6 protein-coding genes and 1 tRNA gene are annotated in these 16093 nt (G+C 65.2%); all 7 read right to left on the bottom strand.

Annotation, left to right across the window (positions count from 1 at the left end; genetic code table 11):
• Positions 1-157 precede the first annotated feature (157 nt).
• Positions 158-1342, bottom strand: a complete 1185-nt coding sequence (locus tag HEP74_RS03085) for a GIY-YIG nuclease family protein (RefSeq protein WP_185815146.1) — start codon at positions 1340-1342, stop codon at positions 158-160.
• The gene (locus HEP74_RS03080; protein WP_185815145.1) at positions 1335-3389 is read right to left on the bottom strand and encodes a DEAD/DEAH box helicase; all 2055 of its coding nucleotides are present in this window, start codon (positions 3387-3389) and stop codon (positions 1335-1337) included. Before HEP74_RS03080 ends, HEP74_RS03085 begins: the two co-directional genes overlap by 8 nt.
• Complete coding sequence (locus HEP74_RS03075; RefSeq protein ID WP_185815144.1) at positions 3386-6172, bottom strand: class I SAM-dependent DNA methyltransferase; 2787 nt, start codon at positions 6170-6172, stop codon at positions 3386-3388. The genes HEP74_RS03080 and HEP74_RS03075 overlap by 4 nt, the downstream gene beginning before the upstream one ends.
• Positions 6173-6396: 224 nt before the next feature.
• Positions 6397-6472, bottom strand: a tRNA-Ile gene (locus tag HEP74_RS03070).
• Between the two features lie 289 nt (positions 6473-6761).
• Complete coding sequence (gene glgB, locus HEP74_RS03065; RefSeq protein WP_185815143.1) at positions 6762-8948, bottom strand: 1,4-alpha-glucan branching protein GlgB; 2187 nt, start codon at positions 8946-8948, stop codon at positions 6762-6764.
• The gene (treS, locus tag HEP74_RS03060) at positions 8945-12304 is read right to left on the bottom strand and encodes a maltose alpha-D-glucosyltransferase (protein WP_185815142.1); all 3360 of its coding nucleotides are present in this window, start codon (positions 12302-12304) and stop codon (positions 8945-8947) included. Before treS ends, glgB begins: the two co-directional genes overlap by 4 nt.
• Entirely contained in the window at positions 12301-15435 is a 3135-nt protein-coding gene (locus HEP74_RS03055) for an alpha-1,4-glucan--maltose-1-phosphate maltosyltransferase (protein WP_185815141.1), read from the bottom strand. Before HEP74_RS03055 ends, treS begins: the two co-directional genes overlap by 4 nt.
• Positions 15436-16093 lie beyond the last annotated feature (658 nt).

Below are 16093 nucleotides of genomic sequence, written 5' to 3'. Positions count from 1 at the left end.
TAGTTGCTCGACCAAAAGAAGCTGTCAACGCTTAAAACAGATCGCCTGTAGACATCTGCAGGAAATCGCGCCGGTGCGGATTAAGTCAACCTGACCCCGATATCGTGCGGACTACCTCCTGACGAGCGGCCAGGGCAAATTGTGCATTTGGACTGTCCTATGCCTTCACCAGCTTAGCAGCGCTGGGATCGTAGACGTAGCCTGTGATGCTGCCATCCTTGATGCGCGCGACAGCCTCATCGATGACGAACAGCGGAACGAGAAACCATTCCTCGGGTTGCACGGGATGACCAAAGCGATCGTTGATGGTGATGTTCAACCGTGCGGGCGCGAACAGCCTGTGGAACAGGTTCTCCATTCGGGCGCGGTTGATACCGGCAAGCTTGTAGGTCGCCACCACTTCGACCTTTGCCAGCAGGTAGGTAGAATCGCGTTCGGCGTTGGCGATGCGCGTCTCCACTCTGCCGCCTGTTACACCCATCTTGTGGATAATGTCGCGGTGCTGCGCGACATAGGGATGATCGGAGAGGGAGCGCAGGACGTAGATCGTGCCGCTTTCAACATCATCGGCCTCAAGCTCGCCGCCGAAGGAGAGTTGCCCGCTCTCGGGCGAGGCCAGCCGCCGCGCAGCCGGATCGTTGTAAAACGCACGCTGGAGCGAGCGCAGCAGCAAATTGCTCTCGGTGCCATTGGAGAAGATGAGGCGCAGGCGGCGGTCCACTTCCCTGGCTGTTGTCTTCAGCGGCTGGCCGAACTCAGCGACGTAGAGAGTAAGGCCATCGAGAACGAAAAAGTCCCCGGCTTCAATTGCACGCCGGCCCGCTTCGATGGGCTGGGACTGACGCATACCGGTTCTGATTTCCGCTTGCACACGCTCGAACAAGGGCCGGAAGGTCTCAAAGTTCTCGCAGGGTTTGCGATCCGCGACCTCCTCGGCGGCACGTTTTTCGGCGCTGGTACGGACATGGCGCAAGACCGCGATGTCGTCAGCACCGACAACATCCGCCAGTTCGGCAGCCAAGTCTTCGATATCGATAGTTTCATCTGCCGAAGAGACAACGGTCGGTGCCCCAGCAAGCAAACCCTGATGGTCTAGTGGCTCAAGCAAGGCGCGGCAATCCGGCAGCGCGCGTAGCCGGTCGAGGCGCACGGCATATATGCGCTCGAATATGTCGCGGTCTTCGCCATGCTTCGGCGCACGCCCATGCTGCTCGGTGAATCGTTGGATTTCCTCGAAGCCAGCAATGACACGTTCCTCGCTGGCTGGGCGTCCACTTTTCTTCTCAGGCAGCGCGAACTCGGCCAGCTCTGCCGCCAGGTCGTCAAGATCTGAGTTACTCATAACGCCCCTCTGCCCTGAAACGCATGAAAGCGGCCGCGCCGTCGGCAAGGTGCTTTTCCCAGGCGTCCTGCGACGTCACCGATGGAGCTCGCCCACGCTCACGTTTGAACTCAACCGCGCGTTTGGCGATCACTTTGGCATCGTCAGGCGTGATTGAGGTGCGCTTGGCCGAAATGGCCGCCGCGACCTGCTTCAAGCTGTCCTCGCTCATGGTCTTGGCAAGGATGGCGTAGGCTTCCCCGAAGGGGTTGATGCGATCGATCAGGTCGACGTCCAACTCACGCACGTCCATCGCGAAGCGGCGCACGCCGTCGATCAGGGCGGTGTTGGGCGACCCGTCGCTCTCGCCTTCAGTGACAAGCCGTTTGGCCTGTTGCGTGAGGTTGAGGGCGGCGATGGCGTGCTGACGCACGGCCTCCTGATCCTCGGCGTCAAGCTCGGGATACTTGTCCTTGATGATCTTGCCCATGCGAACCTGCGTCAGCTCCTCGGGCACCAGCTCCTCATCGAACAGGCCGCGCTCAATGGTGGGCTTGTCCTGCACGAAGGCCGCGATGACTTCGTTCAAGTCTTCCTGGCAGATTCGCGCCGCCTCCTTGCTCTTGGGCTCGGCGAGGCCCTTGATCTCGATCTGGTAAGCCCCTGTCTGCTCATTGACACCGACATTGCAACGGTCCGCGTCGTAGCCACCCTCGCCGTAGTTAAATTCCGGCGTCGGGCCGCTGTCGGGGTTCTTGGGCTTGAACTCGAAGCGCGGAGCAAGAACCTGCTCCATCAGCAGGCTGGCTGCGATGGCCTTCAACGTATCGTTGACAGCCTCGGTGACAGCTTCCTCGGCTGCATCCGGCTCAGCGATCAGGTTGGTGAACTTCGCCCGGGTCTTGCCGGGCGCGTCGCGGGTAGCTCGGCCGATGATCTGCACGATCTCGGTCAGGCTGGCGCGATAGCCCACGGTCAGCGCATGTTCGCACCAAATCCAATCGAAGCCTTCCTTCGCCATGCCCAGCGCGATGATGATGTCCACATGGTCTCGGTTGTTCTTCTGCGTCGGGTCTTTGAGTGAGGCGGACACGCGGTCGCGCTTGGCGGCATCGTCATCGACTAGATCGGCGATCCGCAGCACGCGGCCATCGGGGCGCTTGACACGTTGGAAGCCGGTCGCAGGATCGATGCCTTGCCATTCACCCAGCGCCTCGATGATGTGCTCCACCTCGCGCATCTTGTCCTTCGTGCTTTCACGCGAATTGACATTGGGGATGTGGATGATGGTCTTCTCGGCGGGATCGAGGACATTAAGGATGTCATCGACGTAAGGCCCGCTGTAGAAGAAATAGCCGATATCGAGTTGCTTGAGGTACTCGTAGCCGTTGAGCTGCTCGTAGTAGGTGTAGGTGACGGTATCGAACTTCGACTCATCCTGCGGTGCGAGCACGGCCTCGGCGTCGCCACGAAAGTAGGAGCCGGTCATGGCAACGATGTGCGTCTTGCCCCGCGCGAAGAACTGCCCCAGGTGCAAGCCGAGCTTGTTATCCGGGTTGGCCGAAACGTGGTGGAACTCATCGACCGCAATCAGTCGGTCGTCGAACGCCTCCACGCCGTAGGCATCGACCGCGAAGCGGAATGTCGCATGGGTGCAGACCAGCACCTTGTCGTCGCCTTCGAGGAATGCGCCCAGCGACTTGACCTTGCCGCCGTTGTCGTTGCCTGGCGCGTTGCACAGGTTCCACTTGGGTTCGACCTGCCAGTCGGACCAGAAGCCGTACTTCGACAGCGGCTCGTCGTTAAAGCTGGCACCGATGGACTTTTCCGGCACAACTATGATGGCCTGCTTCAAGCCTTGGTTCTTGAGCTTGTCGAGTGCCACGAACATCAGCGCACGGCTCTTGCCCGATGCGGGTGGCGACTTGATCAGAAGGTACTGCTCGCCCCGCTTCTCGTAGGCCCGCTCCTGCATAGGCCGCATCCCAAGAGCGTTCGCCTTCGTCGATGCGCCATTCCGGGCGTAGGTGACGGAAACGGACGGTACGGACTTGATCTTGTCGCTCATGCGTTGGCTCCCGCTTTGCGCTTCTTGCCCTTGGCCGGTGCAGCCGAAGCGGTCATCTTGGTATAGAGGTCAAACAGCTTTTCCAGCCGCTCGGTGTCGTTCTTGAAGCGCCGACCGATGTAGATGCGCTCCAGTACTTCGTCGTTGCGATCATGCGCCGCGCGCAGGTCAGCGGGCATGCTCTCAGGGTCGTACAGGTCCGCGATGGTCGCGGGAAAGTGATGCTCTCGCGCCAGCAGGATGTCCTCCGCGCAGCGCGTGAGATCGGCTTTGTTTTTCTCGGTCAGCGTGGGCACCGGGAAGGTGTTCCAACCGAGAACGTTGGAGTAGGAGAAGCGCATCTCCAACCGCACGCAGACGGTGCCAATCCAGACCCAATGCAGTCGAGAGGCGATCAGCGCCATATTCCACAGCGGGGCGTCGTAGAGAGAGAAACACTTGTTGCCAATAATCGTGTCATCTGCTGAAAGCCCCACAGGGAGATACTCGCGCCCCTCGGAACTTACCGCAGCCACGACGATGGAGTAGCGTTCGGCCACGGACTGAATTTGCCGAAAGCGATGCGGAAACGCCGCCGCTGGCTTCGTCTCCGCTGCCTTGCTCTCGGCGCGCATCTTGGCCACAGCGTCAATGCGGCGTTTCAGCTCGGGGATGGTTTCGGCATCGGCGCGCTCGTTATCCTCAATCCACAGGCAGTAACGCTGTTCACCGCGAATAAACTCCTGCGCGCCGAGGAAACGCTTAATGTAGCGGGCCGTTTCTGGCGCGTGGCGCAGCAAGGTCAAGCGATCATCCGCAGTAAGAAACAGGTTACCCCCATCAGTTGGCTTGTTGCCCCATTCCATCAAACCGCGCTCGTCCGCAGCTCTCGACATCGGCGCGACGATGACATCCTGACCCGGCACGAGATAAGCGTTGATGAACTCAACCTGCCTCTCGCTCGTCGAGCCGTCATCGTGGATGGAAAAAAGTCGTCGTAGTTTGGGCGCGCGGGCACTGATGGCAACGATGTTCACCGTGACGCCCGCGTTGTGGCTGGCCAAGTTGGCCCATTTGAATGAGGTATGGGCAAAGACGATCTCGTTGCCGGTGGCAAAGATTTCCGGCCACAGGATCGCCACCTGCTGGCCTTGGCAGATCGAATTGGTTGCAACGAAGGCAGCAGACGAGCGGGTGTGCTTTCCGTAATCGGCCGCCTTAATGAACCAACCTGCGACATAGTCCAGCGATTTCCAGTTTTTAGCCCGTCCGTCAAAGATGTTATTCAGATCGTCCTTTTGCGCTTTTTCCTGCCAGGTGGAGCCCAGATACGGCGGATTGCCACAGATATAGGTCTCGCCACCCTCATTCTCGAAGTCGATCTCCGCCTGATCCAGCGGAGAGCCGAACAAGTCATCGGCCTGCACCTTCACGCCGGTGCCGGTCGGCGGGCAAATGCTCAACCAGTCGAGCCGCAGTGCGTTACCGCAGGTGATCCAGTTCTCGTTACGAAGAGGCAGGAACTCGGCCAAGGCCAGCTTCTGCCCCCGGTACAGCACGTCGCACTGGTACTCGGCAATGACCAATGCGAGGCGGGCGATCTCCGCTGGGAAGTCGCGTAGCTCGATCCCGCGAAAGTTGGTGACTGGGATTTCTGATGCGCGATCCGGCTCACCGCGCCGCTGGTTGATCTCGGCCTCGATGGCGCGCATTTCCTTGTAGGCGATGACCAGGAAATTGCCCGAACCACAGGCCGGGTCGAAGACCCTGATCCTAGCGATACGCTTGCGCAGGTTGAGCAACATGCGGACGTTGTCCCCCGCTTCCTTCAGCTTCTCCCGCAGGTCGTCGAGAAACAGCGGATTCAGCACCTTCAGGATATTGGGTACACTGGTGTAGTGCATCCCCAGCTCGCCGCGCTCCTCGTCCTCGGCGACGGCCTGGATCATCGAGCCGAAGATGTCCGGGTTGATCTTGGTCCAGTCCAACCCGCCGACGTGTAACAGGTAGGATCGGACGATCTTGCTGAATCGTGGCACTTCGTCACCGCCAGAAAACAACTGCCCGTTGACGTAGGGAAAGTCTTCAGCCCAACGGGGAATCTTGGCGGCAGTCCGGTCCTCGCGCCTAGTGTTCATGGCGCGGAACAGCGTGGCGAGAACCTCGTGCGTATTCGACGAGTCCCTGGCACTCATCTGCGCGACGGTTTCGGTGAAGCGTCCCTCGCCGACGAAGATGTCGGTGTCCTCGGCGAAGAAGCAGAAGATCAGCCGCGCCATGAGCTTGTTCATGTCGTGGCGACGCTCCGCCGTGCCCCATTCAGGGTTGTCCTTCAGCAGTTCGACATACAGACGGTTCAGGCGGCTGGTGGCCCGGATGTCGAAGGCGTTCTCACTGATCTGGCGGACAGTGCTGATGCCCGCCAGCGGCAGGAAGAAGCCGAAATGGTCGGGAAAGTCCTTGAAGGCACAGGCAACTGTCTCACCGCTGTTCAGGTCTTCGGCCTCGAAGTCCACGCCGTCTGTGGCGAGGATGAATTTCGCCTTGGCTTTGGTCGTCGCCGGGCTGGCCTTGAGAGCGGCCAGCATCTGCGTCACCCGCCCTGCGTCGCAGGTCAGAATGTGGATGTTGCTGGTTTGGAGAACACCACCGAGGTCGGACTTGTTCGACGCCCCCGCGCGCAGGCGCTTGATGGTCGTCGCCTTGTTGCCAAAAGCTTCAAGGAAGGCGTAGGGGAACTCTGCGGGGTCAAAGGGCTGCTCCGCAAGGTCAGTGATGGCTTGTTCGATTTCGACGGCATTCATGGGCGTGCGGCCCGCCTACTGAGCGAGGCCGCCTTGCTACTGCTGTTCTGCGTGGCACTCATGTCTTGTCCTGTTTTTTCGCTATCTGCACGGCAATCCAGCGATCCAATTCGCTGCGACGAAACCACCAGGTCCCGCCCAGCTTGAATCCTGGCATCTTCCCCTGCTGTGCCAACATCAGCTCATTTCAAGAGCAGACAGCATGCAATTGCCTCGCATGCTTATGGTGGGCCCACCAGGATTCGAACCTGGAACCAAAGGATTATGAGTCCTCTGCTCTAACCGTTGAGCTATAGGCCCGGACGCGTCCGGAGTGGGCGGGCGATGCGTCGGCCGCCGGCTTGGCGCCTCTGGCGTGCATGCAGAGGAAGGCGCCGAGGCGGGCGTGAGTTTAACGTCCGCGGCGGCGCCGTGTCTTCCCGGGGTTGGCGATGCGCCCCCGACTGATCGGCCGCAGCGGCGCGTTCCTGACCGATGCCGCGCCTGATCCTCGCCCGTCAGGGCTCAGTTGGCATGGTGGCAACGACCGCATCGACAACCGATGCGGTCATTGGCGATCCACCCGCCGGCAAGCGCAAGCGCCCTCCCCTCAATCCTCCAACCCCAACACCACCACCCCCAGCGGTGGCACGGTCAGCACCAGCGAGGCCGGATGCCCATGGGCGCCGATGTTCTCGGTGCGCACGCTGCCGCCGTTGCCGGTGTTGCTGCCGCCGTAGATCTCGGCATCGGAGTTCAGCAGTTCGCGCCAGCGGCCGCCGCGGGGCACGCCGATGCGGTAGCCGTGGTGCACCAGCGGGGTGAGGTTGGCCACCACCAGCAGCGGGGCGTCGCTGCCCTGGGCGGTGCGCAGGTAGGCGAACAGGCTGTTGCCGGCGTCGTCGCCGATGACCCAGGCGAAGCCGTCCGGGTCGTCGTCGCGCGCGTGCAGCGCGGGGTGTTCGGCGTACAGGCGGTTGAGGTCGCGGACCAGGCGCTGGATGCCGCGGTGGCGCGGGTCGTCGAGCAGGTGCCAGGGCAGCGCGGCGTCGTGGTTCCACTCGGTGGGCTGGGCGATTTCGCAGCCCATGAACAGCAGTTTGCGCCCGGGGTGGGTGTACATGTAGCCGAGGTAGGCGCGCAGGTTGGCGAAGCGCTGCCAGTCGTCGCCGGGCATGCGCCCGAGCAGAGAGCGTTTGCCGTGCACCACTTCGTCGTGGGAGATGGGCAGCATGAAGCGCTCGGAATACGCGTAGACCATGCTGAAGGTCAGTTCGCCGTGGTGGTAGCGGCGGTAGATCGGGTCCAGTTCGATGTAGTGCAGGCTGTCGTGCATCCAGCCCATGTTCCATTTGTAATTGAAGCCCAGGCCGCCGTGCGCCAGGTCGGCGGTGACGCCGGGCCAGGCGGTGGATTCCTCGGCGATAGTGATGGCGCCCGGCGCGTGTTCGGCCACAACCTGGTTGAGCCGGCGCAGGAAGGCGATGGTTTCGTAGTTCTCGCGGCCGCCGTGGATGTTGGGCACCCACTCGCCGGCGTTGCGGCTGTAGTCGCGGTAGAGCATGGAGGCGACGGCGTCCACGCGCAGGCCATCGACGTGGTAGCGCTGCAGGAATTCCAGGGCGCTGGCGATCAGGAAGCCGGAGACTTCGCGCCGGCCGTGGTTGTAGATGAGCGTGTTCCAGTCGCGGTGGAAGCCTTCGCGCGGGTCGGCGTGTTCGTACAGCGAGGTGCCGTCGAAATGGGCCAGGCCATGCGCGTCGGTGGGGAAATGCGCCGGCACCCAGTCGACGATGACGCCGATATCCTCGCGGTGGCAGCGGTCGACGAAGCGGGCGAAGCCGTCGGGCGAGCCGAAGCGCGCGGTGGGCGCGAACAGGCCCAGCGGCTGGTAGCCCCAGGAGCCGCCGAACGGATGTTCGGTGACCGGCATCAGTTCGATATGGGTGAAGCCCATATCGGCGACGTAGGGAATCAGGCGGTCGGCCAGGGCGTCCCAGTCGAGCATGCTGCCGTCGTCGGCATGCATCCACGAGCCGGCGTGGATCTCGTACACGCTCAGCGGTGCGCTGGGGCTGTGGCGGCGCGCACGCGCGGCCATCCAGGCGTCGTCGCGCCACTGGAACGGGGCGGGATCGGGAACGATCGAGGCGGTGCCGGGCGCCAGTTCGGCGCGGCGTGCGACCGGGTCGGCCTTGGCCGGCAGGTCTTCGCCGCGCGGGCCGCGCAGCGCGTATTTGTAGTGCGCACCGGCGTCCACGCCGGGCACGAACAGTTCCCACACGCCGGCCTGGTGGCGCAGGCGCATCGGGTGGCGGCGCGCATCCCAGGTGTTGAAGTCGCCGATCACCGCCACGCGGGTGGCGTTGGGCGCCCATACCGCGAAACGGGTGCCGCGCACGCCGTCCACTTCGACCACGTTGGCGCCGAGCGCGTCGGCCAGCTGCAGGTGGTGGCCTTCGGCGATCAGGTGCAGGTCGAAATCGCTGAGCTGCGGGCCGAACGCGTAGGCGTCCTCGGTTTCCTGCTCGCCGCCGGGCCAGCGGATGCGCAGCCGGTAGCGGCTGTCGTCGGGCAGCGTGGCGGCGAAGAAGCCGGGGCTGGGGCCTTCCTGCAGCGGCACTTCGCGGCCGTCGTCGAGCACCGCGGTGACCGCTTCGGCCCCGGGCAGGTGGCTGCGCAGCACGCGCGCGTCGCCGATGCGGTGCGCACCGAGCACGGCGAACGGATCGCCGTGGCGGGCGTTGGCGAACGCGCGCAGCGTTGCCTCGTCCCAGGTGTGGCCGACATCACTCATCGAATCGCCTCCTCTGGCGCGGGAAAGCGGTGGAGTATGCGCAGCAATCCCTGTATCGGCACCATGATCCAGGCTGGGCGGTTGGCGGCCTCGTAGCGAATTTCATAGCTGGCCTTCTCGATCAGGAACAACAGGGTGGTGGTTTCGAAGGCGGCCGGCGCCACCCACGGATGCGGGCTGGCGTCGAGCACCTGGCGGTAGGCGGACAGGAAGGTGGCGCTGGCGCGGCTGCGGAATGCGGACAGGAAGGCGTCCAGCGCCGTGTCCAGGCCGACCCCGGCGCGTGCGGCGGTGCCCTCTTCGCCGCGTGCGGAGACTTCGCTGGCGTAATCGAGCGAGCGCAGGAAGCCGGCGACGTCGTGCAGCGGGCTGGCCTTGGCGCGGCGTTCGTCCAGCGACTTGGCCGGCTCGCCTTCGAAGTCGATCAGCACCACGTCGTCGAACGCGACCAGGATCTGGCCGAGGTGGAAATCGCCGTGCACGCGGGTCAGCAGCGCACCATCGAGCAAGGCCGGCGCCTGTTGCAACCAGGCGTCCAGACGCGGACGTTCCGCCAGCAACGCCTCCACCGCGGCGCGCTCGGCGCCATCCTCGCTGCTGTCGCGATGCGCAACCAGCGTGTCCCACATCGCCTGCACTTCATGCTCCACGCCGGCGACCACCTGCCGTGCGGCCGCGGCATCCACCGGCTGCGGCGCGAACGCGGCGGCATCGGTGGGTTGGGCCAGCACGTCGTGCAGTTCGGCCAGGCGCCGACCGACCACGGCGGCGAAGGCGTCGTAGCCGGCCACGCTCTCCTCGCGCGCGGCATCGTCCTGCGCGGCGGCGTATTCCTCGGCGCCGCGCGCCAGGTGATCCAGGGTCCAGCGCCAGGCGTCGCCTTGGTTACGCACGAAGCCCTGCAGCAGCGCCAGGGTGGTTTCCACGCCCTGCGCATCGACGCGGGTGACGTGGCCGAACAGTGGCGCGGCATTCGCATAACCGATCGCGGTCAGCCGCTCGCCGAGTTCGATCTCGGGATTGGCGCCGGCGGAAACCCGGCGCAGCAGTTTGAACACGGCCTTGTCGCCGACGATCAGCGAGCTGTTGCTCTGCTCGGCCGACAGCCAGCGGATCTCGGCATCGTCGGCGATCTCGACCGCGGCCAGCGCCGGCGTGGAACAGAAACGGATCTGTTCGGGCGCGGCATCGGCACCGGCGTGGGTCTCGCCATCGACCGACAGCACCGCGCCCTCGCGCAGTGCGGCAAGCGTGGTGCGGGTCAGCGATTTCAGCGCGAAGCCATCGGTGAGGTAGCCCACTTCGCGGCCGTGCCGCACCCGCGCCAGCGCCAGCTGTTCGGCCAGCACGCTGGGTTGCTCGCGGTCCCACACGATGCCCAGCGGCAGCATGTAGCGTTCGTATTCGCCATGCTCCAGCTCCGCTTCGATCTCCAGCATGGTCAAGGCGTCGGTGCCGGGCAGCGGCGTGCGGCGGGCGATGCGCACGCTGCGCAAGGCGCGGTCCTTGGCGGCGAACCAGCGCCGCGTGGACAGCCAGGTCGGCAGGATGTCGCGCTCCAGCGTGCCCAGGTGCGGCAGCAACGCATCGGCATCGACTGCGCCGCGCAGCACCAGGGTCTGGTAGTCGGGCAGCGGCATCGGCGCGGGCACGTGCCAGTCCGGCAGGGTAGCGTTGCCGACCAGTTGGAACGCGTAGAAGCCGAACGCCGGCACGGTGAGCAGGTAGGTCAGGCGCCCGATCGGCGGGAAGCTGCCGCCGCCGATGATGTCCACCGGCACCCGGCCTTCGAATTCGGACAGGTCCAGTTCCACCGCCTGCAGCGTGTGCGAGAGATTGGCCACGCACAGCACGGTCTCGTCTTCGTGGCAGCGCAGGTAGGCGAGCAGGCGGCGGTTGCCGGGATACAGGAAGCGCAGCGTGCCGCGGCCGAACGCGCGGTAGCGCTTGCGCACCGACAGGATGCGCCGGGTCCAGGTCAGCAGCGAATGCTGGTCGCGCTGCTGCGCCTCGACGTTGACCGCCTGGAAGCCGTACAGCGGATCCATGATCGGCGGCAGCACCAGCGCGGCCGGGTCGGCGCGCGAGAAGCCGCCGTTGCGATCGATCGACCATTGCATCGGCGTGCGCACGCCGTCGCGATCGCCGAGGTGGATGTTGTCGCCCATGCCGATCTCGTCGCCGTAGTACAGCACCGGCGTGCCGGGCATGGTCAGCAGTAGCGAGGTCATCAGTTCGATGCGGCGGCGGTCGCGTTCGAGCAGTGGCGCCAGGCGCCGGCGGATGCCCAAGTTGATGCGCGCGCGGCGGTCGGCGGCGTAGGTCTGCCACAGGTAGTCGCGCTCCGAGTCGGTGACCATTTCCAGGGTCAGCTCGTCGTGATTGCGCAGGAAGATCGCCCACTGGCAGCTCTCCGGGATTTCCGGGGTCTGGCGCATGATGTCGGTGATCGGGAAACGGTCTTCGCGCGCGATGGCCATGTACATGCGCGGCATCAGCGGGAAGTGGAACGCCATGTGGCATTCGTCGGCGTTCTCGCCGAAATACTGCTGGGTGTCTTCCGGCCACATGTTGGCCTCGGCCAGCAGCATGCGGTCGGGATATTCGGCGTCCAGCGTGGCGCGGATGCGGCGCAGGATGGCGTGGGTCTCGGGCAGGTTTTCGTTGGAGGTGCCGTCGCGCTCGATCAGGTATGGCACCGCATCCAGGCGCAAGCCGTCCACGCCCAAGTCGAGCCAGAAGCGCATCACTTCCAGCACCGCTTCCAGCACGGCCGGGTTGTCGAAGTTCAGATCCGGCTGGTGCGAATAGAAGCGGTGCCAGAAGTATTGGCCGGCGACCGGATCCCAGGTCCAGTTGGAGTTCTCGGTGTCGCAGAAGATGATGCGGGTGCCGGCGTAGTCCTGGTCGCTGTCGGACCACACGTAGAAGTCGCGCTCCGGCGAGCCTGCCGGCGCGTTGCGCGCACGCTGGAACCAGGAATGTTGGTCGGAGGTGTGGTTGATCACCAGTTCGGTGACGATGCGGATGCCGCGCGCATGCGCCTGCGCCACCAGCCGTTCGAAGTCGGCGATGCTGCCGTAGTCCGGATGCACCGCCATGTATTCGGCGATGTCGTAGCCGTCGTCGCGGCGCGGGCTGGGATAGAACGGCAGCAGCCAGATGGTGTCCACGCCGAGATCGGCGATGTAGTCGAGCTTGGAGATCAGGCCGGGGAAATCGCCGATGCCGTCGTCGTTGGAGTCGAAGAACGACTTGACGTGCACCTGGTAGATGATCGCGTCCTTGTACCAGAGTGCATCGTGGGCGAGCGGGCTTGGCTCGCTATCGGCGGACAAGGGAACTGCAGCATTCATGAAGTGGCTCCGGCGCGGATACGCCATAGGGAAAACGGCCGCGACGGATCGAGGCGAATGGTTTGCTGCTTGCCGTGCCAGGCGAAGGTGTGACCGTCCCACAGGTCCTGCGCGGCGACGCTGGCGTGGTCGGGCAGGCCCAGTTCCCACAGCGGCACTTCGATCTGTGCTTCTTGCGCGCTATACGGATCGAGGCTGATCGCCACCAGCACCAAGCTGCGGCTGCGCGCCAGATGCGCTTCGTCGAGGAACTTGCCGAAGTACAGCACCTGGTCGTTGTGCGCGAGATAGAAGCGCGTGCCCAGGTGCGACTGCAGTTCCGGGTGCTGGCGGCGCAGCAGGTTGAGGCGGGTGATCTCGTCGACGATGTCGCCGGGCGCGCGCTCGGGCCACACGCGCAGCTGGTACTTCTCCGAGTCCAGGTATTCCTCCTTGCCCGGCGCCAGCGGCGTGGCCTCGCACAGCTCGAAGCCCTGATACATGCCCCACAGGCCCGACAGCGTGGTTGCCAGCGCGGCGCGGATCAGGTGACCGCCGCGGCCGCTCTGTTGCAGGAACACCGGGTTGATGTCCGGCGTGTTGACGAAGAAATGCGGACGGAAGCACTCACGCGGCGTGCCGGCGTTGAGTTCTTCGATGTAGGCCTGCAGTTCGGCCTTGTGCTGGCGCCAGGTGAAGTAGGTGTAGGACTGCGAGAAGCCGACCTTGGCCAGCCGGTACATCGGCTTGGGCCGGGTGAAGGCTTCGGACAGGAACACGACTTGGGGATGGCGGCCGCGCACTTCCGCGATCAGCCATTCCCAGAACGGGAACGGCTTGGTGTGCGGATTGTCGACGCGGAACAGGTGGACGCCTTCGTTGACCCAGAACAGCACCGCGTCGCGCAGCGCGTTCCATAGCTCCGGCACGGCACCGCTGGCGTAGAAATCGACGTTGACGATGTCCTGGTATTTCTTCGGCGGATTCTCCGCGTACGGGATCGAGCCGTCGGCACGCCAGGTGAACCAGTCCGGATGTTCGCGCAGCCACGGATGGTCCGGCGCGCATTGGATCGCGAAATCCAGCGCCAGTTCCAGGCCCTGCGCGGCGGCGGCGGCGCGCAGCCGGCGGAAGCCTTCCAGACCGCCGAGTTCTGCATGCACCTCGGTATGCCCACCGTCGGCCGAACCGATCGCGTATGGGCTGCCGGGCTCGCCAGGTTGCGCGTTGACCGCGTTGTTGCGGCCCTTGCGGTTCTTCTCGCCGATCGGATGGATCGGCGGCATGTACAGCACGTCGAAGCCCATCGCGCGGATATGCGGCAGGCGCGCGATCACATCGTCGAAGGTGCCGTGGCGCGCGAGGTCGCCGCTCTGCGAACGCGGGAACAGTTCGTACCAACTGGAGAAATGCGCACCGCGGCGCTCGGCCTCGACGCGGAAGGTCATCGGGTATTCGGTGCGGAACGGCTTGTCGTCGGCGCGCGCCATGGCCTCGGCGGTGCCGGGTTCGAGCAGGATTTCCGCAGTTGCCGAGAGGCCCTCGCTGCGCATGATGCGAGCAACGATCGCCTTCAATCGCGCGGCCAGCGCGCCGCGGCTGCGCGCGCGCGCCGCCTCGACCTGGGCCAGCGCTTCCTGCACGTCCACCGGCAGCAAGGTCCCGGCGGCGCGCTTCTTTTCCAGGTCGGCGTGGGTGGTGGCGAAGATGTCGCGCCAGGCTTCGATGCGGAATTCGTAGCGGCCCAGCCGCTCCAGCGGAAATTCACCGCGCCAGCGGTCGTTGCCCAGCGCGCGCATCGGCGCGGTGGACCAGGTGCGTGCGTCGGCGGCACGCCACAGCAGCGCCACCGCGATGCGGTCGTGACCGTCGCAGAACGCATCGGCTTCCACGCAGATGCGGTCGCCGACGGTGCGCTTGACCGGGAAGCGGCCATCGTCCACCGAGGGCGTCACCGTCTCGATGCAGATCCGCGCCGCCGCGGCGGCAACGTCGGCCGGCGTGCGTGCGCGCGCGGCGGCCAGCACCGGACGCGCCGGCACGCTGCGGTAGACGCGCACTTCGCCCGCTTCCAGGGTGCCGCCCTGGTCGCCCTGGATCGGTTCGCCCTGGTCGCTGAGCAGGGATTCGCTGTCGCCGAGCAGGCGCAGCAAGGCCGATCCCGGTACCGGCAGCAGATGATCGTGGTCGCTGTTGAGTAGCACCAGCCACGGCGCGGCGCCGAGCGGTTCCACGGCGACGGCGGTCAGCGCGCCGTCGCGCAGCAGCGGACGCAGGCGCAGGTCCTGCGTGGCCTGAGCCGGGAGCGCAGGCGCTTCGTCGGCGTCGGTGTCCGTCGGTGCCGGCAATGCGGTGGGTTCGGCGATCGCCCAGGCATCGCCGAACGCGGACGCCAATCGGGCGCGTTGCGCGCGCCGCAACGGCGGCTGCGCTTCGGTCGGCGCATCTGGATCGATGGTGGCGACGACGCGACGCGCCAGGCTGCGCAGCGCCACATCCTCGTCGAAGAACCAGCTGCCGCGTCCGTCCCACCAGGCCAGCGACGAGAACGCCGCATCGAAGCCGGCGCCATGAAGCCCGCGCAAGGCCTCCAGGCCCAGGCCAGGGGTCCAGGCCAGGAAGGTCGCCGTCGGCACCTGCGCTTGCACATCGGCGATCAGGCTGCGCCACAACGTGGCCGGCACGCGCTGCGGCTGCAGCACGCGGAAGCCGGCCAGGCCGCTGCGCAGCCAGTCGCGCAGGCGCACGCTCCACCACTGCGCCAGGCCCGCGCCCTCTTCGGCATAGGCGAAGCGGCCCTGGGCGATCTCCGGTGCGCCGCGCTGCGTGCGCGGATCCGGCAGCGCCGAGGTGCGCGCGCGGAACCAGTGCGGATGTTCCTGCAGCAGGCGGCTACTGCCGCCGATCTCGTCGATGCGCAGATCGACCAACAGCTTCAGGCCGTGTTTCTGCGCCAGCGCCAGCCAATGCTGCAACTGCGCGGCGCCGTCGGCATCGTCGGCGGCCGGGTCCGCCAGCCGCCCTTGCGGGTCCTGCGCGAACGGGTTGGGCAAGATCACATGGTCGCAACCGTTGGCCTGTGCGGCCGCCATGGCCGCCTCCGGCGCGGCCGTATCGGGGTTGCTCAAGGGGGAGAGCAGGCAGACATGCATTCGGATATCCCGTTCGGCGTCAATGAGGAGTGCACGATCCAGACCGCAGCGATCGCCATCGGCGGTACGAATCAGACGTCGCACAAGACGGAGACGGAATGCGCCTGCACGATGTGCCGCATCCGCAATCGGATTCGGCGCCGTGGCGCCAATGCCGCTCGATGCGATGCGACAGGCGCCACAAGACCACAGCCGATGCCAATGAAATGTGTTCATGGCATTAAGCAGGCGCATACATCGGCACCTTGCGCCCGCGCACCGGGCCGGCGCGGCAGCGGCGCCATAGCGCCGCTGCCAGGGCGTTTGCGCAGGAATGCGAGCCGCACCCGCAACGCTGCGAACGTCTTAACGTCATCGCACGTTCACGCACTCACCACGCGCTGCACACCGTGACATTACTGTCGTCGCGCCAGAGCGGCGCGCATGCCGCCGACGCGGGTCCGTTGAGGACGACGCGACCGATGCAGGGATGCGTGTCGTCCAGGCACTGGACGACCACGCTGAAGTGAGCTGCGTTGAGCAGTGCTGGGGTCGCACGTGTCGGTAACGGGCGCCGTGATCGGCAAGGCGCCATCCGCCCGTGAAAACCTGGGTTCAGCGATGCGTGAACCTGGCATGTCGCTTAAAGAAGAACCAGATGATCCTCGTCGACGATGCC

Origin of the sequence: Xanthomonas sp. SS (genome assembly GCF_014236835.1) — a bacterium.
Taxonomy (GTDB): Bacteria; Pseudomonadota; Gammaproteobacteria; order Xanthomonadales; family Xanthomonadaceae; genus Xanthomonas_A.
Note: the sequence above shows the minus strand (reverse complement) of the source record. Positions and strands in the feature narration are given on the sequence as shown.